Source organism: Bacillus sp. FSL K6-2865, from assembly GCF_040311405.1.
GTDB lineage: Bacteria > Bacillota > Bacilli > Bacillales > Bacillaceae > Bacillus > Bacillus velezensis.
The window spans coordinates 3,645,018-3,666,372 of sequence record NZ_CP152036.1; the positions used below are offsets into that span (position 1 = coordinate 3,645,018).

Genomic DNA, 21,355 nt, shown 5'->3' on the forward strand with positions numbered 1-21,355 from the left:
AGGACATGAAGGTATAGCCTTTTAACTGAAGGCTTTCTGCTGATTTCGCACAAAGCTGAACATACTACATGAAGCAGCTTTATTTTTAAGGAGGGCATCCATACATATGAAATTGATAGCCATTGACTTAGACGGCACATTACTGAACTCGGACAGTGTGATTTCTCCGGAAAACAGAGCGGCTTTACAAAGAGCGGATGAAGCGGACATTCTCGTGGCCATCTGCACGGGCAGAGCCACGTTTGATGTAAAAGCGCTCTTGAAGGATTTGGATATTCCGATCATTGCGGCAAACGGCGGGACAGTCCATGACAAAGGATACCGCCTCGTCAGCCGGCTCTTAATGGATCAGCAGGCCGGGAAGGATATCGCCGCTTATTTAACGGACAAAGACATTTACTTTGAGGTCTATACAGATGATCATCTGCTGTCCCCATTTGACGGCGAGTCCAAACTGCAGGCAGAACTGGATATTCTGAAAAGCGCCAATCCCAAGGAAGATATTCAGACATTATGGGAGGGCGCAAAGACGCAGTTCAAACAATTCGGCATTAAACCCGTAGAGGATATACAGGCGATTTTTAACGGAGACGAACATGTTTATAAGCTTCTTTGTTTCTCTTTTGATATGGAAAAACTGAGAAACGCCAAAGAAGAAATTACACATCATCCGAAATTATCCCAGACATCTTCCGGAAAACACATTATCGAAATCCTCCCTGCCGGTTCCGGAAAGGGACGTGCTCTGACGGAGCTTGCCTCACTGTACGGAATTGAAAAACAGGATATTTACGCCATCGGCGACAGCCCGAATGATTTCTCCATGTTTGAAGCGGCGGGAAACCGCATCGCCATGGGCAATGCGATTGATGAACTGAAGGAAAAAAGCACGTATATTACAAAAAGCAACGATGAAAACGGCGTCGCATATTTCATCAACCGGCTTCTCGACAACGATCAATAAAAGGAAAAAGCCAGGTCTTTCACGGCCTGGCTTTTCACGTTTCCCAAAAAACAAATTCCCAAAAATGAAAATAAATTGTAATATAAAGAAAAAAGGAGTTTCATGATGTCGAATGCAATCGCTATTATAGGATGTTTAGCTTTTCTCTGCGCAGTCGGATACGGAATATTCCACCTCATATGCAAAGCTGCCAAAAAAGAAAAACGTTTTTCAAAAAAGCTGTTTTGGCCCCTTCTCATCGGCGGATTTATCCTGCTTCTGACCGGCGCCTCCCTCGCAGAGCCGGACGCCTCGGCCGTGAAGGCAGAGGAGAAATACAGCACCCTTGATACCGCTTATCAAAAATTGACGAAGGAACACCAGGCGCTTGAGAAAAAATATGAAAGCATCAGTGCCGCGGCCGAAAAGGAGAAATCCGAAGCCGAAGCCGGCAATGAAGAAAAACTCAGCAAACTCAGCCAAGAGATAAGCGAGCTGAAAAAAACAAACAAATCACTCAAACAAGACAATGAGACATTAAAAAATTCACAAAAGAAGCTCGAAAAGACCGCTGAAACGCTTCAGTCAGAAAATAAAACTTTAAAGCGGCAGAAAGCAGAAACAAAAACATCCGAAAACGCGGAAACGGCGCAAAACAATGCCCCTTCCTCCGGCGGACATGCCGAAACGAAAGCAGCCGGCACCTCACAGGGATGCGACATTAAAGGCAGCCGGAACGGCATTTATCACACGCCGGGAAGTACATACTACGACCGGACGACAGATCCCGCGGAAATGTTCTGTTCCGTAGAGGATGCGGTAGCGGCCGGATACAGAGCGCCGAAACGGTAAAAGAAAAAGACGTCAGAGACACTCTCTGACGTCTTTTTTTACGGAAGCCGGATGCCGCCCGCATATTTGTCCTTCCAATAAGCGCTTGTGTTCATATTTGTTATGGTAACGCCTGCGGACACGGTGACATGAATCACTTGTCCGTTCCCGATATAAATGGCCGGATTCAGGCTTTCCGCTTTAAAGAAGACCAGATCGCCGGGCTTCAGATCTTGTTTATCGACCGGAACGCCCGCCTGCATCTGCTTGTCCGCATAACGCGGCAGGCTGATTCCTTTCGCTTTTTGATAGATGTATTGAACAAATCCCGCCGTATCAAAGCCGGTTTCCGGTGAAACGCCGCCTTTCAGATAAGAAATTCCGATATGATCGGCCGCTGTGGACACAACGGGATTTTCTTTAGAAATGGCTAAATTGCTGAATCGGCGCACCCCTGTAAAATGTTTTTTCCAGTAATCTTCCGACAAGTAAGAAATGGTGACTTTTGCGGAGCGGCTTGCTTGGATGAACCTTCCTTCTCCCGCATAAATGCCCGCATGGGAAATTCCTTTTTTATACGTGTCGCTGAAATAAATCACGTCCCCGGGCTTTATGCCGCTCAGTTTGATTTTCTCACCGACCAGCCACTGCTGTTCCGCTGATCTCGGCAGGTAAATGTGAAGCTTGTTTTCAAAAACATATTGGACCAGCCCCGAACAGTCGAATCCCTCCTCGGGCGTGCTTCCGCCGAATACATACGGAATGTCGAGGTAACGGGCTGCCTCCTGAACGATCGGGTCATCAGCCAGTTCCGGATCTTTTGTAATCCGCTTTGCACCAAGATATAAATTCATCCAATAACTGCTTTTTTGAAAGCGTGTGACGGTTACGCCTTCTGACGGAGAACTGTGTATCATCTCTCCGTTTCCGATATAAAGACCGTTATGGACGGGCGCGTTTTGTGTTGAATCCGACTTTTTGAAAAACACAAGATCTCCCGGTAAAAGGTCATTTTCTTTGACGGCGGCTCCGACTTTCCATTGATCACTGACCGTTCTCGGCAGATGGATGTTCTGCCTGCTGAAAAGATAATGCATCAATCCGGACGGATCAAAACCGTCCTCAGGCTCTTCGCCTCCGTAAACATATTTATTTCCGACAAGTTTTTGCGCGTCTGAAACCATCAGGACAGAAACTTGAGAATCCGCTTCAGCAATTTCCGTTCTCGTTACTGCGGGTGCCACAAGACAAATCATAAGGCCGGCAAGGATGTACTTCCTCCAGCTTGTGAGCATGTTTTCTATTCACTCTCCTCATTTTTAGTAGTTTTTACATCGGTAACTTTTAACAAATGTTTAGGAGAGCACACAAAAAAAGAATGCCCGTTATGGGCATTCTTTACTGGATTCGGAACAAACAATATGCCGGCAAGCGGAATCATGCGCTTATTTTGCGCCCGCTGTGTCCTCTTGCTGAATTTTTTGCATTTCCGTGTCAATTTTTTGTTTTTCCTGATCTGTGAGCTGATCATTGTATTTAAACGCAGACATAAACATAAATACCATAATGATCGCGGCAAACGGCCATCCCGCTTTAATGATTTTCATTTGTTTTTCACTCCGCTTTCTTTTTTAAGATATCGCTGTGATCCACATCAAACGTTAATTTTCCATCCTTGACGCTCCAATCGAAATTCGATTCTTTCGTCAGTTCACGTACGATCGTTTTATGATTGATGCTGCCTTTTTTAACCGGCGCAGGCGTCGCTTCATGAATATTCATCGGCGTGACTTCAAAGCGTCCCGTGCCGTTTTTCTGCAGATGATATTGAACAAGCGCCGTGTCTCTCGTTCTTGTCCACCCCTGGTCGAATACGAAGTTGCCCAGGCTGTAGAAAATAACGGTGCCGTGGTACATTTCGATCGGTTCCAGCACGTGCGGATGGTGTCCGACGATAATATCCGCTCCGGCATCTGACATTGCTCTTGCCAATTGGCGCTGTCTGTCATTCGGATCATTATCATATTCCTGTCCCCAGTGTGTTTGAACAATGACAAGATCTGCTTTCTTTTTGGCTTTAGAAATCATCGGAATAAACAGCTCTGGATCGGCCGGAAGCACACCCGGCGCATTTCGTTTAGCTGCAAAGCCTTTTCCGGAAACATCAGTGAAACCCAGTGTTGCGATTTTGATTCCGTTTACATCTTGATACGAAATGTTCTGCTCGGCTTCCTTCAGCGTGAGGCCCGCACCGACAAGTTCAAGATTTTGCTTTGAAAACTCTTCAACCGTATCCCGCATTCCTTGAGGGCCGTAATCCATCGCATGGTTGTTGGCTGCCGTGAGAACGGTGAAATTCATGTCCTTCAATACTTTTACGGCATCTTTGTTTGATTGAAGGTGGATATTTTTTTCTGCTTCTTTGTAGTTCTTTTTATATGTAACCGGGTTTTCAAAGTTCCCCGACACATAGTCGGATGCTTCGAAGAATGGCTTTGCGTAACGGAAGACACTCTCCGTGCCTTTATGCTTTGTCACTTTCTCGACATTCCGGCCCATCATAATATCTCCGACGAATGAGGCTGATACAAGGTCATCGGCATTTCTTTTCACACTCGGCGTTTCCGCCTTCCCTGTCAGGATGCAGACGAACATCAGGCAAAAGACGATCGGCAGCGCGATAAAAACGTGAAGATTGGTCTTCTTTTTCTGCTGTTTGGTCAGCTTCAGCAGTTTTTCTTGAAAGCTTAATTGTTTTTTCATCGTTTGACACACCTTACATTAGATTAAGTAGTAAGCAAACATAATGGCAAAAGTTGCGCCGCTTAAGAACAGCGTGCTGGCAAATGTAATCGTTAATCCCTGTTTCTGAATGGTATTGGCGATCAGACCCGGTACGATGATACCGATTCCTCGGAATTCTGATATCTCAAACGGTACGATCGGGTAAAGGAAATCAAGGGCGATTTTTAAGCAGATTCCCGTTATCAGCATAGCTGCGAATTTTCTGCGTCCGTACAAAATCATAAATCTGGATAAACCGTATTTGACGATCACGTATGTAAGAAGACTCACTAACAATACGAGTAAAATAAAGACCGGCTGGTTAAAAACGAGCCCTAAATAACCCGGCACGACTAAACCGGCAGGTACGATACCTGTTTTTTCCGCGAAAATTAAACTGATTAACACGCCTAAAATAAGTGAGATGTATAAATCTGATCCGAACATTTATCCTTTTCCTCCTAGCTAACGAGCTGTTTCACCTTATACTCTTGAATTTTTTCAATTAATGGTTCCGCTGAACCGTGGATATTGCCCACGCCATATATGACACGGTTTTGCATTCTTGTTTTCAGCACGTCCATGATTTCGTCTGTTGATTTATATTCCAGATCGTGCAATGTATCGGCAGGAATCTTGCCTTCTTCATAAGCTCTGACGATCGGTTCTGTCGTCTCGCCGATGAGTATGAGTTCCTTCGTTTTAATGTACGGAAGCACGTCGTTTGCGAACTGAATCGTTCTGTCCACACGGTCGGCGCGGCAGTTCATGATAACGATCGGTTCATCTGTCGGGTAGCCGATTTCCTTTACACGTTTCCATATATTTAAAGTAGAAGATGCATCATTTGCGGCAAAGCCGTTTACGAAATGACCGGGCTCCTTCGTGCTGAGCAGCGGCAGGATTCTCATGGCGCCAGGATCAGGCGGCGCATTCAGCATTCCTTTAAACGCCGTTTCTTCATCTATCCCAAGAGCCTGGGCAACGCCGAGCGCAAGGGAAGCGTTATCAGGAAAGACCATATATTCAAATTTTCGAAGGTATTCATCTGTAATTTTAGAGTTATCCGCAATAATGACCTCGGTATTCCGCTCTGCGGCTTTTTCTTTAAAGAAGTCTGTGTATTCACTGTCTGTAATGACAAGGTGACCGTTATACGGTATCGTCGCGGTAAATGCTTCAGCGATTTCATCAAGCGTCGGCCCCATGACGTCCATATGGTCTTCAAGCACATTCACGATGACGCCGATGTTGGCTTGAAGGAGTTCTTCCTGAAAGATAATCTGATAATCCGGGTTTACCGCCATACATTCACTGACAATGGCATTGGCGCCCCGTTCTACGGTTTCCTTCATTACTTCTTTTTGCTCGCCGATATTCGGACCCTGCGGTTTCCGTTTGATCGGTTTCTCCTCAGGTGTATCCCAATAGATCATCCTTGCATCTGTTCCCGTCGTTTTTCCGACTGTTTTGTAGCCCGCCTCCATCAGTATTCCGGTCGTCAGCCTCGTTACGGTTGACTTTCCGCGGATACCATTAATATTGACGCGTACTGGCAGAGCATCGATATTCTTCTGATGCCGCCTTTTTTCAATGATTCCGATGATTAGTACGGCAGCACAGGCTATAATGAGTAACCACATTGATTTTTGACATCTCCTTCTGTATTGATAAATTCATTCATCAGTATATAGCTTCACTATGAATTCTCAATCGGCATTATGTAACATAATCTTCCCGCTTTCACTGAGCCAAACTTCTCTATTAGTGACGCTATTCTTCCTATTATCGAATTGCTTTTTTTGGGAATAGGCAGGACTTCAACCTTACTTCAATTTTTCAAAAGAAAAATGAATGCGTTTACATTTTCACACAGAAATTCATTTGGACCAATGGAACTATTCGCGTTCCGGAAGAAAAAGATGTAATGATAATCCATCTTTTCCAGCCCGTTTGTATCAGCGTTTTCCGCACTGCGCATACGTTTCGGGACTCTCTGTCCGCTGTGTGCAGACTGCCTGTTTTGTTAAGGATAAGGTCTTAAAGTCATTCATTTTTCCCCCGTATCCTGCTTTCAGTCCCATTCCAAAATAACTAGCGGAATGACTGGTACATGACAGAAAAAGACGGGTCCGGAGTGTTTACAAGAAATACACATTTTATATGCGGAAAGCCTTTCTCCTTTTAAACCATTTACAGGACGTTTATCACTCTTTTGAAATAATTTTAATAAATCTTTATATTCGTTCAAGAAATATTCATCCATAATTGTGAAGTTCTTGGTAAAACATCGAGGAACTCCTCTATTTTATAAAATGCATAAAAAAGGAATACCCGCTGAAAACTACAGATAACCGGGGAAGGAGGCGGTCTGATGTCTGCGGATAAACAAAACAAACGGATTCCCGGCGATTTTGAATCGGCTGTACGGGAAATGCAGGAGCTGATGTGTGTTTGCGGTGATTTTAAAATACGAAGGATCAAACTGCAGGACCGTCATACCGCTTTCTTTTATATTGAACAAATGATAGAAGAACAGAAGCTGAATGAGTTTCTGTTAAGCGACACCCTGCAGAACGGCCCGCTTGAGGAAACGATGAATGCCGTCAGCAGTGCGGAAACGGATGAAACCAGAAAACTCATTGACGGGATTTTGGCCGGCCAGGTTGTTTTTCTCAGCGATGCATCAAGGAAAGCGAAGCTGTTTTCTGTCGGGCAGAATCCGCTGCGTTCCATTATGGAACCCGAATCTGAAAGTATCGTCCGCGGCGCCCATGACGGGTTTGTGGAAAGTTTGGAAACGAACATTCATCAGCTGCGGTTTCACATACAGGACCGCCATCTCTCCGTTCATTATATGGATATCGGGGAAAGAGCCAAATCAAAGGTTGCGGTTATCTTTGTTGAGAATATCGCCAATCCGGAGATTGTCGAGGAAGTGAAGCGGCGCCTGTCATACTTGCGTATAGACAGCGTGCTTGCGCCCGGGATTATCGAGGAATCAATAGAAGATAATTCGTTTTCCATTTTTCCGCAGATCATTCATACGGAACGGCCGGATAAAGCAAAAGCATGCGTGATGGAAGGCTGTGTACTGATCATGATGGACGGGAGTCCGTCGGCTTTGATTGCGCCGATCACATTCTTTTCTTTTTTTCAATCTCCGGACGACTACAGCACGAGGTGGATTTCTGCCAGTTTTTTAAGAGTGCTGAGATTTTTCGCCTTTATGATCGCGATTACGCTGCCCGCTTTTTATATCGCGCTGATTGCGTTTCATTTTGAAGTCATTCCCAACGATCTGATTATCACCATGAAAAATTCGATTGTTGATATTCCCTTTCCCCCGCTGATAGAAGCCATGATTATGGAAATTACGATTGAACTGATCCGCGAAGCCGGTATCAGGCTGCCGAGACCGATCAGTCAGACGATCGGCATTGTCGGCGGTCTCGTGATCGGTGACGCAGTCGTTCAGGCGGGACTCATTTCTAATATGATGATTATCGTCGTAGCCGTTACGGCTGTTTCTTCTTTTGTGCTTCCTTCATATGAAATGAGCACGTCCATCCGAACGCTCAGATTTCCGCTTATGTTTCTGGCATCCTCGTTCGGTTTTATCGGCATCGCACTCGGCTTCGGGCTTATTCTGATGAACCTGTGCAAGCTTGAATCACTCGGCGTTCCTTATTTATCATCGTTGACGCCGTTTCATTTCAGTGACTTGAAGGATGCATTTATCCGGCTGCCGGCTTGGTTTATTAAAAGAAGGCCTTTTTATTTGAGACCGCAAGACTCAAAGCAGATGAAACATGTTCGGGGGTGGAGAAAAGATGAAGCCTAAAAAAATCAGCCGGCTTCAAGGCGTGTTTTTCATTAATCAGACGCAGATCAGCATCGGCATTTTGGCGCTGCCCCATTTACTGATGATGAAATCGGGAAGCAGCGGATGGATTTCCATTCTGCTTACCGGATTGCTCGTCCAGCTTACATTCAGCCTGTATATGATATTATTTCACCGGTTTCCGAAGCTGAACCTGTACGAAATGCTGGAGGAGGTGTTCGGAACACTTGCCGGCAAAGGGGTGCAGGTGCTGTATATTTTATACTTCGCGTTTCTCTGCACGCTCATTCTTTCTGTATTTACACGGATATTGGATATCTGGGTGCTCCCTCAGACTCCGAATTGGGTGATCAGCTTAATGCTGATCCTCGGTTCTGTCTATATCGCCCAGGCTCCGCTGAATGCGATCGCCAGGTTCAGCTTTATTTTAACGCCGTTTTTGCTGCTGATCTCTCTGCCGCTTTTATACACGCTGGGAAAAGCCGATATCACATACATTATGCCGATTTTTCACGGAACCGCAAAAGACATGCTTACCGGGGTGCAGCAAACACTTGTCAGCATTACCGGCTTTCAGACGGCGCTCGTGATCGGGCCCCTAATCAACTGCACCGTCAGCCAGCGCTACAAAATACTGACGATTTCAAACATCTTGATTATCCTTTATTACCTGTATATCACCCTTACTTGCTTTGTCACAATCAGCCCCGAAGAAATAAAAATGATCCCGGAGCCTGTGCTGTACCTGTTAAAAACCGTTTCATTCAGAATTATCGAACGGACGGATCTGCTCTTTTTGACGTTTTGGTTCGTGACCGTCTTTTCAACGCTGGCCAACGTGTTTTACTTGGCAAGCACCGGCATTGCCAAGCTGTTCAATCAAAAAGATCACAGCCGGTTTGTTTATCCGCTGGCCCTGCTCGTCTTCCTTCTGTCTATTTGGGCCACAAGCACAGATAAAACGATACAGCAGCTGGATCAGTTTTTCCGCATTTCCGATATTGTGTTTGTGTATTTGTTTCCGTTGTTTATGGTATTGATTGTCCTTGTACGCAAAAAGGGTGTCCGCCATGCGCATTAAAAAAGCGGTTCTTATCAGTCTCATGTGCGCAAGCCTGACACTTGCGGGCTGCTGGGATCAAAATTTGCTGAAAGATATTTCTCTCGTGCTGACCGCAAGCCTTGATGTTGATCATGACGGTAAAAATAAAATCGGCATCACCTATCGGAAGGTTCAGTCCTCCCAGGCGGAACAGGAAACGGGCGGCTCATTCATTACGACGGTGCTCAGCGCTTCCGGGCACACCATCCGTGAAGCGCGGTTTCAATTGGATAAGCTTGTCGATCAGCGCATTGACACGTCCAAGCAAAGAGTCTTATTAATCGGTGAGAAAATGGCGGAAAAACCGCTTTTTCCTTATCTCGATGTCTTTTACAGAGATCCGAAAAGCCCGCTTCTCGCTCATCCGGCGGTTGTAAAAGACGGCGAGGCGATTGAAGTGCTGAAGCTGATCGTCCGGCAGAAATTGATCGTCAGCAAGTATTTAACGAATTTATTAACAAGCGCTAATGCGGAATCAAATATCAGCATGGAAAATTTGCAATCCATCCGTTCAAGCATGCTGACGGCTGATAAGGATTTCGCCCTTCCTTATTTATCGATTAACGGACAGACGATAAAGGTAGAGGGTTCTGCCCTGTTCAGCGGCCAGCGAAAAGTGACTGAGGTGCTCGGTCAGGATTCGACCCTCCTGACCCTTTTAAGCGGGCAATTTAATAAATCGGCTAATATTAATCTGAAGCTGTGGGACAAATACAAAATGGATATAGAAAATTATCTTTCTCTCGGCATCACGGATGCCACGCGAAAGATTGTATTTATAGATACAGATCCGCAGCATATAAAAGTGAAAATCCGTTTAAAACTGAATGCACGCGTCTTGGAATATCCAAAGGACAAGCTGAATTCTTATACGGCAATCGACCAAATAAACAAACAAGCCTCAGCAAATTTGAACAGCCAGGCCAGATCGGTGATCAGCCATATTCAGGAGCACAACTCGGATATCCTCGGCATCGGCCGGAAATATCAAACCCATTATTATGAGCGGGGCAAGCGGCTCAATTGGCGTGGGGTCTATCCTTCCATCGAGATAATCCCTGATATTAAAGTGAATATCTCACAAATCGGCATCGTGAACTAAAAGAGACCCCGGTCTCTTTTTTTGTTGCCAACCGAAATGATTCGTGTTACTCTTTTTATGTAAACGGTTACATAGTTGAAGGAGGAGTGTTTGTTGGCAACGATTAAAGATGTCGCAGGCGCTGCCGGCGTCTCTGTTGCCACGGTTTCACGTGTCCTCAATGACAACGGCTACGTGCATGAAGATACACGAACGAAGGTCATGCTTGCCATGGAGAAGCTGAATTATTATCCGAATGAAGTTGCCCGTTCTCTTTATAAAAGAGAATCCAGACTGGTCGGGCTCTTGCTGCCGGATATTACGAATCCCTTTTTCCCTCAGCTTGCCCGCGGCGCTGAAGACGAGTTGCAGCGGGAAGGATACCGGCTGATCATCGGCAACAGCGATGAAGAATTGGAAAAAGAACTCGACTACCTGCAAACATTTAAACAAAATCAAGTTGCCGGTATTTTGGCGGCCACCCATTACCCCGACCTTCCCGAATACAGCGGCAGCCTTTACCCGGTCGTATTTCTGGATCGGACAAAAGAAGGCGCCCCATCCGTATTCAGTGACGGGTGGGCAGGCGGAAAACGGGCGGCTGAGGAAATGCTTCGCGGCAAAAGCACAAGCATCACGCTTGTCAAAGGCCCAGCCCACCTTCCGACCGCTCAGGAACGTTTTAACGGCGCACTTAACGTGCTGCAAAAAGCGAACGCGCAGTTCAATGTCATCTCCGCCGCTTCATTTTCCATCAAGGATGCCGCCATTTTAGCAGAAGAATTGTTTGCAGCATACCCTGAAACCGACGGAGTCATTGCCAGCAACGACATTGCGGCGGCTGCCGTCCTCCATGAGGCACTGCGGCTCGGCAAAAAAGTTCCGGAGGAGATTCAGATCATCGGATACGACGATATTCCGCAGAGCAGGCTTTTGTTTCCGCCGCTTTCAACCATCCGCCAGCCTGCATATGAGATGGGAAAACAAGCGGCAAACCTGCTGCTGCAATTGATAAAGAAAGAGCCGCCGAAAGAGACGGCCATTCAAATGCCCGTGACTTACATAAGAAGACAAACGACAAGAAAGGATGATCACCATGAGTGAAATTTGTGTTATCGGAAGCTGTTCTATGGATCTGGTCGTCACATCTGAACGGCGTCCGAAAGCCGGAGAAACCGTACTGGGCACAGACTTTCAAACCGTGCCCGGAGGAAAAGGCGCAAATCAGGCCGTAGCCGCTTCCCGCCTGGGCGCAAACGTATATATGGTAGGAAAAGCAGGCAATGACAGCTACGGAAAAGCGATTATTGAAAACCTGAAGGCAAACGGTGTCAATACGGACTATATGGAAACGGTTACACATAAAAAAAGCGGAACGGCTCATATTGTGCTCGCTGAAGGAGACAACAGCATCGTCGTCGTAAAAGGCGCAAACGATGACATCTCCCCCGATTATGCCAAAAGTGCGCTAGCAAAACTTCCCGGCATTGATATCGTGCTGATCCAGCAGGAGATTCCTGAAGAAACCGTTGAAGAAGTGTGCAGCTACTGCCGCGCGCAGCAAATTCCGGTTATCCTGAATCCCGCGCCGGCCCGGCCGCTGAAACAATCGACGATTGAGGATGCCGCATATCTTACGCCGAACGAACATGAAGCGTCCATTTTATTTCCTGACCGGACGAAAGAAGAAGCGCTCGCCGGCTATCCCGGCAAACTGTTCATTACCGAAGGAAAACAAGGCGTGCGCTACTCAGACGGCACCGCGGAACGGCTTGTTCCCGCCTTCCCTGCAGAAGCGGTCGACACGACGGGAGCCGGCGATACCTTTAATGCGGCACTTGCCGTCGCACTCGCGGAAGGACGGGACATTGAGCAAGCGCTCCTGTTTGCCAACCGCGCCGCCTCCCTGTCCGTGCAGCACTTCGGCGCCCAAGGCGGCATGCCGGCCAGAAAAGAAGTTGAGGAGCTGCTGTCATGAAAAAACACGGAATGTTAAACAGCCTCATTGCCAAAGTATTAGCTGATCTCGGGCATACAGACCTCATCGCAATCGCCGATGCGGGTCTCCCCGTCCCTGACGGCGTCCCTAAAATTGATTTGTCCTTAACGGCGGGCGTTCCCGCCTTTCGGGACGTGACCAGCCTGGTAGCCGGGGAGATGGCAGTCGAAAAGGTGATCGCCGCTTCCGAGATCAAAGACGCAAATCCTGAGAATGCAAGTTTCATAGAAAGCCATTTCTCAGCGCAGACGATCGAGTACATGTCCCATGAGGAATTCAAACGGCTCACACAGAAAGCAAAAGCCGTCATCCGAACGGGTGAAATGACACCATACGCCAACTGCATCCTGCAGGCGGGTGTGATTTTCTAGAAAGAAGGGATCCAGCATGCACATCGGCATGACAGACATTCATAAAGCATTCGGCAAAAACCAAGTGCTCTCCGGCGTCTCATTTGAGCTTCTGCCGGGAGAAATCCACGCTTTAATGGGAGAAAACGGAGCGGGCAAATCGACGTTAATGAATCTGCTCACCGGGCTCTACCGGCTCGACAAGGGAAACATTACGATAAACGGAACAAATATGAGCTTCTCCAATCCAAAGGAAGCCGAAAAGCACGGAATCGCCTTTATCCATCAGGAACTGAATATATGGCCGGACATGACGGTGCTTGAAAACCTTTTTATCGGCAAAGAGCTGACGACGGCGTTCGGCGTTTTGGAAACGAAGAAAATGAAAGCGCTAGCAGAATCACAGCTTGAAAAACTGGGAGTCTCTCTTCCTCTTGACCGGGAAGCCGGACAATGTTCCGTCGGACAGCAGCAGATGATTGAGATTGCCAAAGCGCTGATGACAAACGCCGAAGTCATTATTATGGACGAACCGACCGCGGCGCTGACCGAACGGGAAATCAGCAAACTGTTTGACGTGATGACGGCGTTAAAGCGGGACGGCGTATCCATCGTCTATATTTCGCACCGAATGGAAGAGATATTTTCGATTTGCGACCGGATCACCATTATGCGGGACGGCCTCACTGTCGATACGGCGCATATTAAAGACTCTAATTTTGATGAAGTGGTCAAAAAAATGGTCGGGCGGGAGCTGACCGATCGGTATCCGACTCGCACGCCGTCACTCGGCGATAAGGTGCTCGAAGTGAAAAACGCCTCAAAAAAAGGAAGCTTTTCACAGATCAGTTTCCATGTGAGCGCCGGAGAAATCCTCGGCGTTTCCGGCTTAATGGGTGCCGGACGGACAGAAATCATGAGGGCGCTGTTCGGAATTGACAGGCTCGATTCCGGAGAGATCTGGATTTCCGGCCGAAAAACCGGCATTCGGGGTCCGTACGATGCCATCCGTAAGGGACTCGGCCTGATTACGGAGAACCGCAAAGATGAAGGGCTGCTGCTGGATACGTCCATTCGTGAAAATATCTCATTGCCGAACCTGACCAGCTTCTCTCCGAAAGGCATCATTGACCGAAAACGCGAGGCGGAGTTCGTTGAGCTGCTCATCAAGCGTCTGACCATTAAGACCGCATCTCCGGAAACCGCCGCCCGGCATTTATCAGGAGGAAATCAGCAAAAAGTCGTCATCGCCAAATGGATCGGAATCGGCCCGAAAGTTCTCATCCTTGATGAACCGACAAGAGGCGTCGACGTAGGCGCGAAAAGGGAAATCTATTCATTAATGAATGAACTGACCGATCGCGGAGTCGCCATCATCATGGTGTCTTCCGAGCTGCCGGAAGTTCTCGGCATGAGTGACAGAATCATCGTCGTCCACGAAGGGCGCATCAGCGGAGAAATCAATGCGGCCGGCGCAACACAAGAACACATCATGACACTTGCCACGGGAGGGCAGCAGTATGAAAACTGAACCAATGACATCAACTGAACAAAAGCGATTTTCCATTCACACCTTCACACAAAAACTCGGTCCGTTTCTCGGCTTACTGATTCTTGTGCTGATCGTTTCCGTTTTAAACCCGAGTTTTCTTGAACCCCTCAATATTCTCAACCTTCTTCGGCAGGTTGCGATTAACGCTCTGATTGCATTCGGAATGACGTTTGTCATTTTAACGGGAGGCATTGATCTCTCTGTCGGAGCCATCCTCGCCTTATCGAGCGCATTGGTCGCAGGTATGATGGTCTCAGGCATCGACCCGATCTTAGCCGTCATCATCGGCTGCGTAATCGGCGCCGTACTCGGCATGATAAACGGATTATTAATCACAAAAGGAAAAATGGCGCCGTTCATCGCTACTTTGGCGACAATGACCGTCTTTCGCGGACTGACCCTCGTCTATACGGACGGAAATCCGATTACGGGACTCGGTTCAAGTTACGCATTTCAATTATTCGGGCGCGGTTATTTTCTCGGCATTCCCGTACCTGCCATTACGATGCTGATTGCATTTGCAACCCTGTGGGTTCTTCTGCACAAAACACCGTTCGGCCGCCGGACATACGCCATCGGCGGCAATGAGAAAGCGGCGCTGATATCGGGAATCAAAGTGCCCCGCATCAAGATCATGATCTATTCTCTGACAGGTTTATTATCGGCGCTGGCGGGAGCGATTCTGACATCACGCTTAAATTCCGCACAGCCGACGGCCGGGGAATCATACGAGCTGGACGCCATCGCAGCGGTCGTTCTCGGCGGAACGAGCCTGTCCGGCGGTCGAGGGCGCATCATCGGTACACTGATCGGGGTTTTGATTATCGGTACGCTGAACAACGGCTTGAACCTTCTCGGCGTATCATCTTTTTATCAGCTCGTCGTCAAAGGAATCGTCATTTTAATCGCGGTGCTGCTGGACCGCAAAAAATCGGCATAGTAGGAGGACCATTATGAAGAAAGCCATCATCACGATCGCGGCATTATCACTGTTTTTGCTGTCCGCCTGTTCACTTGAACCGCCACAATGGGCAAAACCGTCAAACACAAAACATAAAAAAGAATTCACTATCGGGCTCTCCGTCTCCACATTGAACAATCCGTTCTTCGTTTCATTAAAAGAAGGCGTTGTAAAGGAAGCCAAAAAACGGGGCATGAAGGTCATTATTGTCGATGCCCAAAATGATTCATCTAAACAGTCAAATGACGTAGAAGATTTGATCCAGCAGGGAGTCGATGCGCTGCTGATCAACCCGACCGATTCCTCAGCGATTTCAACAGCCGTCGAATCGGCAAATTCCCTCGGCATTCCCGTCATTGCGCTTGATCGTTCAGCCGAACACGGCAAAGTCGAAACGCTTGTCGCATCTGACAATGTCAAAGGAGGAGAAATGGCGGCTGACTACCTCGCCGACCAGCTCGGAAAAGGCGCCAAAGTGGCGGAATTGCAAGGGGTGCCGGGCGCATCCGCGACACGGGAACGCGGAACGGGCTTTCATCATATTGCCGACAAAAAGCTGGATGTCGTAACAAAGCAAGCGGCGGATTTTGACCGTACAAAAGGATTGACCGTCATGGAAAACCTGCTGCAGGGACATCCGGATATTAAAGCCGTGTTCGCCCATAATGATGAAATGGCACTCGGCGCGCTCGAAGCGATTAACAGCTCAGGCAAACACATTTTGGTCGTCGGTTTCGACGGAAATAAAGATGCGATTTCTTCCATTAAAAACGGAAAGCTGACAGCCACGGTCGCCCAGCAGCCGGAGCTGATCGGAAAACTGGCGGCCGAAGCGGCGGAGCAGGTGCTCAAAGGAGAAAAAGTCAAAAAAACCATTTCCGCTCCATTGAAACTTCAAACACAAAAATAACCGGCCGATGTTTAGACTTTCGGTAAAACGTGAAAGGATGAAGTAAAAGGAGAGATACAGATGAAGAAAACAGCCAAAGCGGCATCCATTCTGACCCTTGCAGCGGGAATAACAGCGGCTTCAGCTGCCGGAATAACGCCTCTTCCGGAGACACACGCGCAAGAAGCGGTCAAAATTGACGATCTGTACAGCTACCCGCTTGACTCTTATCTCGTTTCCGCGGAAGCATTGAACGTCAGAACAAAAGCATCAGCAGCCAGTCCGAGAGCTGATACCCTTCATTTAGGCGACAGCTTAAAGATGGTTTCATTCCAGAACGCTGACTGGGCAAAAGTACATTATAAAAACGGAAAAACAGGATTTGTATCTACTCATTATATTGTTAAAGAAGCAACAACCGTAAAAACGACGGCAAAAACAAAAGTATATACAGACAAACAAGCGGTCAAAGCTTCCCTTGCTAAAAACACGAGCATTTCTTTCCTCGGATGGAAAAAGACAGCCGGCGGCGGCATTGACTTCGGCTGGGCGCTTGTCGATTACGGGGGCGCAACGGGATATATCAGCACAAAAGATCTGCAAAAACTGACATAATAGCAAAACGGATTTCGCAAATTCAGCGCGAAATCCGTTTTTTCTTTCTTGGGCAGTCAGAAACGTCTAAGGTTCGAAATATTTCTCAGGAAATATTGTCGGATGAAGATGAATGCATACGACTCTAAAATGGCTTCTTTATGTAATCCGCCAGGCGTTTTGCATTGTCACGAATAGCCGCAGCATCGGCGCTGCTTACCCCGTACATAGCGAAAGCCGGCAAATAGGTCATACCCGTAAAATTAGCCATTGCCTGAAACGGCCTTAAGAGCTCGCTCAGTGAAAAATGGTTGGACCCGCCTGCCTGATATGCATCCTCTCCGGCACCTACAGAAACAGCCAGCAGCAATTCTTTGCCGTGCAGCGCCTTTCCTTTGGAACCGTAAGCCCAGCCATACGCCAGCACATGATCCATCCATGTTTTTAAAAGCGGAGGCGCACTGTACCAGTACAGCGGGAATTGAAATACGATCCGGTCATACTGTTCACACAGCTGCCGTTCCTTTTCCGCATCTATTTTCCCGTCCGGATATTCTTTATAAAGCTCACGGACCGTGATTTCATCATGATTTTTTAATTCTTCTGTCCACGCCTTATTGACCGCTGAGTTGTTCATGTCAGGATGAACCGCTAATACCAATACTTTCACAGCTACCACACCTTTCCCTTTTGACTGTATTTTACCTAATCTTTACCGGTTCAGCCAAATAAAAAGAAAGCCCCCGAGAAAAATGGAGCTTTCTTTTTTAATTTATTCCGGGCTTCCTTCGGTTGTTTCGATATCCTTCGCAAAATTCGGATTATCTAAATTTGCGTTGAAAAAGTCCGCCGTATTCGGAAGCTTGAGGTTCATATTCATTTTTTGAGAAATGGTCACTTTACAATCTTTAATGACATAGTCAAACACGTGTCCGCCGGAATTGCGTCCTTCATCAATGAAGTGCAGGTGATATCCGGAAACAGCGATGCCGTTTGCGTACCCCGGCGTCCAGAAGCCGGCGATTGTACCCTGAATGTCGTCAAAGTTGAACACAGGCTGTGTTTTCACCGCTTCGATCATCGGAACGTACGGTTTCTCCTGGCGTTCTACCGTTCTTGTCTGCACCTTTTTAAATACGCCGTCTAAACGGATCGCATAAAATAAGTTTTTACTAGGCAGAAGGCTGGCGATTTCCTGCTCGAATTCTTCACGGGTCATTTCGCCGTCGATCGTATGCGTCATATCAGGCGTGAAAAATGTGAATGAGCAGAATGGTGACAGGTCTCCGCCTTTAACAGGCGTAGCCGTTCCGTCGCCGCGCAGACGGTAAAATTCTCCGTCAAATCCGATTAATTCGCCGTCCAATTTGTTGAACGTGCCGATTCCGAAATCACCGAACTTCGGAATGTCAGCCATATCAAAATCTCCGTCATATACTCCGTCCAGCAGAGATGTCATTGTTGATACTTGATAGATCTGATCCTCAGGTGAGCCTTTTTCTCCGCGGCTCATCATATGGATGTCGCTTGCGTTTTTCATATTCCCTTCACTCCTTTTAAATTGGGCTGTTTTAGAAAACAGGTCATGGTGCGCAGAGTGCTAGAGAGCTTTTGCTTTCATTTTTTCTTTGAATTGCTTCGGAAGCATGTCGCTTGATAAATGGACATTGTCACTGTAATCGACAGGAATGTCAATGATGACAGGGCCTTCTGTGTTCAAGCCTTTTTGCAGCACGTCTGCCAGCTGTTCCGGTGACTCAACGCGCAAGCCGGTGGCGCCGAAGCTTTCTGCATATTTTACGATGTCAATGTTTCCGAAATCTACGCATGATGTACGGTTATATTTTTTCATTTGCTGGAATGCGACCATATCATATGTGCTGTCATTCCATACAAGGTGAACGATCGGCGCTTTTAAGCGGACTGCCGTTTCCAATTCCATTGCAGAGAACAGGAATCCTCCGTCTCCTGAAACGGATACGACTTTTTCACCCGGATTCACCAATGTGGCGGCAATCGCCCAAGGAAGCGCTACGCCCAATGTCTGCATGCCGTTGCTGATCAACAGTTTCAGCGGCTCATAAGCGCGGAAGTAGCGGGACATCCAGATCGCGTGAGAACCGATATCGCAAGTGACGGTTACGTCGTCATCAATTGCATTGCGCAGTTCTTGGACGATTTGCAGAGGATGCACTCTGTCGGATTTATGGTCGCTTGGCGCCTTCTCGCTGTCTGTGAGCATCTGTTTTAATTCGCTCAGCACTTCTTGTTCACGGCTGCCCATATCAAATGTCACAGCGTCGTGTTCAATTTGTTTAACCGTAGCGGCGATATCGCCTAATAATTCTAATTCCGGCTGATAGGCATGATCGATATCGGCCTGGATTTCGTCAAGATGGATAATAGCACGGTCACCGTTTACGTTCCAGAACTTCGGATCGTATTCAATCGGATCATAACCGATCGTTACTACGACATCCGCCTGTTCAAGCAGAAGATCGCCCGGCTGGTTGCGGAACAGTCCGATCCGGCCGAAATATTGGTCTTCCAGCTCTCTGGACAATGTGCCGGCCCCTTGGTACGTTTCTACGAAAGGCAGTTTTGTTTTGGCAAGCAGTTTGCGGATTTGTTTTACCGCCTCCGGTCTTCCGCCTTTCATGCCGACTAACAGAACGGGAAGTTTTGCCGTCTGGATTTTCGCGATAGCCGCGCTGACCGCTTCTTCCGGTGCAGGGCCTTGTTTCGGCGCCGGCACGCTGCGTACGTTTTTCACATTTGTGATTTCATTCACAACATCCTGCGGAAAGCTCACGAAAGCCGCGCCTGCCTGACCTGCTGACGCTGCCCTGAAGGCGTTTGTTACCGCTTCTGGTATATTCCCTGTTTCCTGTACTTCTACACTGTATTTTGTAATCGGCTGAAATAGCGCCGCATTGTCCAATGATTGGTGTGTCCGTTTTAAACGGTCTGCGCGAATTACGTTACCCGCCAGCGCCACTACCGGATCACCTTCTGTATTAGCCGTTAACAAGCCGGTCGCCAAGTTGGATGCCCCCGGGCCTGAAGTAACGAGACAAACGCCTGGTTTTCCAGTCAGTCTTCCGACAGCCGCAGCCATAAATGCAGCGTTCTGTTCGTGACGGCATAAAACCAGTTCAGGTCCTTTATCTTTTAACGCATCAAATACTGCATCAATTTTTGCACCCGGAATGCCAAAAACATGTGTGACACCTTGCTCCACTAAGCAATCAACAACAAGCTCCGCCCCCCGATTTTTTCCAGAGGTTTTTAGTTCATTTGTTGCTTTTGCCAACACCCTCACTCCTTATTATGCATATTAAATATAAAATTTTAAGTAATTTGTGATATTATTCACTATACACTCTTTGGAAATTGACCTCCAATATCAATTCGCCGTATGATTAATATGTTTCACGAATAATTAACAAAGAGAAAGGAATGGATAAGGATGGAGCTTCGCCATCTTCAATACTTTATTGCCGTTGCCGAAGAACTTCATTTCGGCAAAGCTGCGCTTCGGTTAAATATGACACAGCCGCCTCTCAGCCAGCAGATCAAACAGCTTGAGAAGGAAGTCGGCGTGACCTTATTAAAGCGCACGAAACGGGTTGTAGAGCTTTCAGCTGCCGGAGAAAGTTTTTTAAAACACAGCAGAAACGCGATCGAAGAAATAGACAAAGCGATTGAAATGGCGCAGAGAACGGCGCGGGGAGAGCTCGGCCGCCTTGTCGTCGGTTTTGTCGGCTCGGCCACATATGAATTTCTGCCGCCGATCATTCGGGAATTCCGCGAAAAATTCCCCTCCGTCAAGCTTGATCTGCGTGAAATTTCTTCTTTCAGACAGCAGGAAGAACTTCTGAAGGGGAACATTGATATCGGCATCCTTCATCCGCCTTTACAGCATTCCGCGTTACATATGGAAAAGGTGCAGAGCAGCCCGTGCATTCTGGCTTTGCCGAAGCAGCACCCGCTTACCGCTAAACAGACAATCGACATTCAGGATTTAAAAAATGAACCGATTATCACACTGTCGAAAGAAACATGGCCGACTTTATACCTAGAGTTTGTAAACTACTGCGAGCAGGCGGGCTTCAAACCGAAAATCGTTCAGGAAGCGACGGAGTATCAAATGGTGATCGGATTGGTTAGTGCCGGCATCGGTGTGACCTTCGTGCCTTCTTCTGCTAAAAAGCTGTTTAATCTCGAAGTCGCCTACCGCGGCATTAATCAGGTGCAGCTCACTGCCGAGTGGGTCATTGCCTACCGCAAGGATAATCAAAATCCGATTCTGAAACATTTTCTAGCTATTATGAATAAACGCCAGGCTTTATTGCAGGCGGATAAGGAAAATGCATAAAAAAGAGGGCCGCCGAAAGCAGCCTCTTTTTTTTGTGCTTTTATGGA

The 21,355-nt window shown here is 47.4% G+C and carries 21 protein-coding genes; 13 read left to right on the top strand and 8 right to left on the bottom strand.

What is annotated here, in order from left to right:
• Window positions 1-106: 106 nt before the first annotated feature.
• On the top strand, window positions 107-964 hold the full coding sequence (locus NYE42_RS17905; protein WP_352426624.1) for a Cof-type HAD-IIB family hydrolase: 858 nt from the start codon (window positions 107-109) through the stop codon (window positions 962-964).
• A 105-nt stretch (window positions 965-1,069) separates the two neighbouring features.
• On the top strand, window positions 1,070-1,795 hold the full coding sequence (locus NYE42_RS17910; RefSeq protein ID WP_064108207.1) for a hypothetical protein: 726 nt from the start codon (window positions 1,070-1,072) through the stop codon (window positions 1,793-1,795).
• Window positions 1,796-1,833: 38 nt separating this feature from the next.
• On the opposite strand, the gene NYE42_RS17915 is transcribed toward NYE42_RS17910, so the two are convergent.
• The 5 genes from NYE42_RS17915 to pgsB all read right to left on the bottom strand — a co-directional run bounded on the left by NYE42_RS17915 (window position 1,834) and on the right by pgsB (window position 6,201).
• Window positions 1,834-3,069 (bottom strand): C40 family peptidase, encoded by a 1,236-nt coding sequence (locus NYE42_RS17915; protein WP_144665015.1) that lies wholly within the window; start codon window positions 3,067-3,069, stop codon window positions 1,834-1,836.
• Between the two features lie 150 nt (window positions 3,070-3,219).
• Window positions 3,220-3,381, bottom strand: a complete 162-nt coding sequence (locus NYE42_RS17920) for a hypothetical protein (RefSeq protein ID WP_003151344.1) — start codon at window positions 3,379-3,381, stop codon at window positions 3,220-3,222.
• A gap of 7 nt (window positions 3,382-3,388) precedes the next feature.
• Entirely contained in the window at window positions 3,389-4,537 is a 1,149-nt protein-coding gene (locus NYE42_RS17925; RefSeq protein ID WP_007614174.1) for a CapA family protein, read from the bottom strand.
• 18 nt (window positions 4,538-4,555) lie between these two features.
• Window positions 4,556-5,005, bottom strand: coding sequence for a poly-gamma-glutamate biosynthesis protein PgsC (gene pgsC, locus NYE42_RS17930; RefSeq protein WP_003151340.1), 450 nt, complete (start codon window positions 5,003-5,005; stop codon window positions 4,556-4,558).
• A 14-nt stretch (window positions 5,006-5,019) separates the two neighbouring features.
• The gene (gene pgsB / locus NYE42_RS17935) at window positions 5,020-6,201 is read right to left on the bottom strand and encodes a poly-gamma-glutamate synthase PgsB (protein WP_003151337.1); all 1,182 of its coding nucleotides are present in this window, start codon (window positions 6,199-6,201) and stop codon (window positions 5,020-5,022) included.
• A 731-nt stretch (window positions 6,202-6,932) separates the two neighbouring features.
• Between pgsB and NYE42_RS17940 the strand changes: the two genes are divergently transcribed.
• From NYE42_RS17940 to NYE42_RS17985, 10 genes are all read left to right on the top strand, one after another.
• Window positions 6,933-8,402: a spore germination protein gene (locus NYE42_RS17940; RefSeq protein ID WP_023357161.1), complete on the top strand. Its 1,470-nt coding sequence runs from the start codon at window positions 6,933-6,935 to the stop codon at window positions 8,400-8,402.
• Window positions 8,392-9,483 carry an endospore germination permease gene (locus NYE42_RS17945; RefSeq protein WP_352426625.1) on the top strand — a complete coding sequence of 364 codons (1,092 nt, stop codon included), beginning with the start codon at window positions 8,392-8,394 and terminating at the stop codon, window positions 9,481-9,483. Before NYE42_RS17940 ends, NYE42_RS17945 begins: the two co-directional genes overlap by 11 nt.
• Window positions 9,473-10,606 (top strand): Ger(x)C family spore germination protein, encoded by a 1,134-nt coding sequence (locus NYE42_RS17950; RefSeq protein WP_039253592.1) that lies wholly within the window; start codon window positions 9,473-9,475, stop codon window positions 10,604-10,606. Before NYE42_RS17945 ends, NYE42_RS17950 begins: the two co-directional genes overlap by 11 nt.
• A gap of 93 nt (window positions 10,607-10,699) precedes the next feature.
• Window positions 10,700-11,689, top strand: coding sequence for a LacI family DNA-binding transcriptional regulator (locus NYE42_RS17955; RefSeq protein WP_095352594.1), 990 nt, complete (start codon window positions 10,700-10,702; stop codon window positions 11,687-11,689).
• Complete coding sequence (gene rbsK / locus NYE42_RS17960; protein WP_007407520.1) at window positions 11,682-12,563, top strand: ribokinase; 882 nt, start codon at window positions 11,682-11,684, stop codon at window positions 12,561-12,563. Before NYE42_RS17955 ends, rbsK begins: the two co-directional genes overlap by 8 nt.
• Complete coding sequence (rbsD, locus tag NYE42_RS17965) at window positions 12,560-12,955, top strand: D-ribose pyranase (RefSeq protein ID WP_095352593.1); 396 nt, start codon at window positions 12,560-12,562, stop codon at window positions 12,953-12,955. The genes rbsK and rbsD overlap by 4 nt, the downstream gene beginning before the upstream one ends.
• A 16-nt stretch (window positions 12,956-12,971) precedes the next feature.
• Window positions 12,972-14,465, top strand: a complete 1,494-nt coding sequence (locus tag NYE42_RS17970; protein ID WP_095352592.1) for a sugar ABC transporter ATP-binding protein — start codon at window positions 12,972-12,974, stop codon at window positions 14,463-14,465.
• Entirely contained in the window at window positions 14,455-15,426 is a 972-nt protein-coding gene (gene rbsC, locus NYE42_RS17975) for a ribose ABC transporter permease RbsC (protein ID WP_007407523.1), read from the top strand. Before NYE42_RS17970 ends, rbsC begins: the two co-directional genes overlap by 11 nt.
• A 13-nt stretch (window positions 15,427-15,439) precedes the next feature.
• On the top strand, window positions 15,440-16,357 hold the full coding sequence (gene rbsB, locus NYE42_RS17980; RefSeq protein ID WP_007407524.1) for a ribose ABC transporter substrate-binding protein RbsB: 918 nt from the start codon (window positions 15,440-15,442) through the stop codon (window positions 16,355-16,357).
• Between the two features lie 60 nt (window positions 16,358-16,417).
• Window positions 16,418-16,951 (top strand): SH3 domain-containing protein, encoded by a 534-nt coding sequence (locus NYE42_RS17985; RefSeq protein ID WP_095352591.1) that lies wholly within the window; start codon window positions 16,418-16,420, stop codon window positions 16,949-16,951.
• A 124-nt stretch (window positions 16,952-17,075) separates the two neighbouring features.
• On the opposite strand, the gene NYE42_RS17990 is transcribed toward NYE42_RS17985, so the two are convergent.
• The 3 genes from NYE42_RS17990 to alsS form a co-directional block, all read right to left on the bottom strand.
• The gene (locus tag NYE42_RS17990) at window positions 17,076-17,600 is read right to left on the bottom strand and encodes an NAD(P)H-dependent oxidoreductase (protein ID WP_020956445.1); all 525 of its coding nucleotides are present in this window, start codon (window positions 17,598-17,600) and stop codon (window positions 17,076-17,078) included.
• A 102-nt stretch (window positions 17,601-17,702) separates the two neighbouring features.
• Entirely contained in the window at window positions 17,703-18,470 is a 768-nt protein-coding gene (budA, locus tag NYE42_RS17995; RefSeq protein ID WP_003151318.1) for an acetolactate decarboxylase, read from the bottom strand.
• A 60-nt stretch (window positions 18,471-18,530) separates the two neighbouring features.
• A complete protein-coding gene (gene alsS / locus NYE42_RS18000) occupies window positions 18,531-20,243 on the bottom strand; it encodes an acetolactate synthase AlsS (protein ID WP_144665012.1) in 1,713 nt (570 codons plus the stop codon).
• A 156-nt stretch (window positions 20,244-20,399) separates the two neighbouring features.
• Between alsS and alsR the strand changes: the two genes are divergently transcribed.
• The gene (alsR, locus tag NYE42_RS18005) at window positions 20,400-21,308 is read left to right on the top strand and encodes an acetoin biosynthesis transcriptional regulator AlsR (RefSeq protein ID WP_040238795.1); all 909 of its coding nucleotides are present in this window, start codon (window positions 20,400-20,402) and stop codon (window positions 21,306-21,308) included.
• Window positions 21,309-21,355: the final 47 nt, after the last annotated feature.

Coding starts and splice junctions, on each gene's coding strand:
- NYE42_RS17905 (WP_352426624.1), top strand. CDS start 107: ATGAAATTGATAGCCATTGACTTAGACGGCACATTACTGAACTCGGAC.
- NYE42_RS17910 (WP_064108207.1), top strand. CDS start 1,070: ATGTCGAATGCAATCGCTATTATAGGATGTTTAGCTTTTCTCTGCGCA.
- NYE42_RS17915 (WP_144665015.1), bottom strand. CDS start 3,069: ATGCTCACAAGCTGGAGGAAGTACATCCTTGCCGGCCTTATGATTTGT.
- NYE42_RS17920 (WP_003151344.1), bottom strand. CDS start 3,381: ATGAAAATCATTAAAGCGGGATGGCCGTTTGCCGCGATCATTATGGTA.
- NYE42_RS17925 (WP_007614174.1), bottom strand. CDS start 4,537: ATGAAAAAACAATTAAGCTTTCAAGAAAAACTGCTGAAGCTGACCAAA.
- pgsC (WP_003151340.1), bottom strand. CDS start 5,005: ATGTTCGGATCAGATTTATACATCTCACTTATTTTAGGCGTGTTAATC.
- pgsB (WP_003151337.1), bottom strand. CDS start 6,201: ATGTGGTTACTCATTATAGCCTGTGCTGCCGTACTAATCATCGGAATC.
- NYE42_RS17940 (WP_023357161.1), top strand. CDS start 6,933: ATGTCTGCGGATAAACAAAACAAACGGATTCCCGGCGATTTTGAATCG.
- NYE42_RS17945 (WP_352426625.1), top strand. CDS start 8,392: ATGAAGCCTAAAAAAATCAGCCGGCTTCAAGGCGTGTTTTTCATTAAT.
- NYE42_RS17950 (WP_039253592.1), top strand. CDS start 9,473: ATGCGCATTAAAAAAGCGGTTCTTATCAGTCTCATGTGCGCAAGCCTG.
- rbsK (WP_007407520.1), top strand. CDS start 11,682: ATGAGTGAAATTTGTGTTATCGGAAGCTGTTCTATGGATCTGGTCGTC.
- rbsD (WP_095352593.1), top strand. CDS start 12,560: ATGAAAAAACACGGAATGTTAAACAGCCTCATTGCCAAAGTATTAGCT.
- NYE42_RS17970 (WP_095352592.1), top strand. CDS start 12,972: ATGCACATCGGCATGACAGACATTCATAAAGCATTCGGCAAAAACCAA.
- rbsC (WP_007407523.1), top strand. CDS start 14,455: ATGAAAACTGAACCAATGACATCAACTGAACAAAAGCGATTTTCCATT.
- rbsB (WP_007407524.1), top strand. CDS start 15,440: ATGAAGAAAGCCATCATCACGATCGCGGCATTATCACTGTTTTTGCTG.
- NYE42_RS17985 (WP_095352591.1), top strand. CDS start 16,418: ATGAAGAAAACAGCCAAAGCGGCATCCATTCTGACCCTTGCAGCGGGA.
- budA (WP_003151318.1), bottom strand. CDS start 18,470: ATGAAAAACGCAAGCGACATCCATATGATGAGCCGCGGAGAAAAAGGC.
- alsR (WP_040238795.1), top strand. CDS start 20,400: ATGGAGCTTCGCCATCTTCAATACTTTATTGCCGTTGCCGAAGAACTT.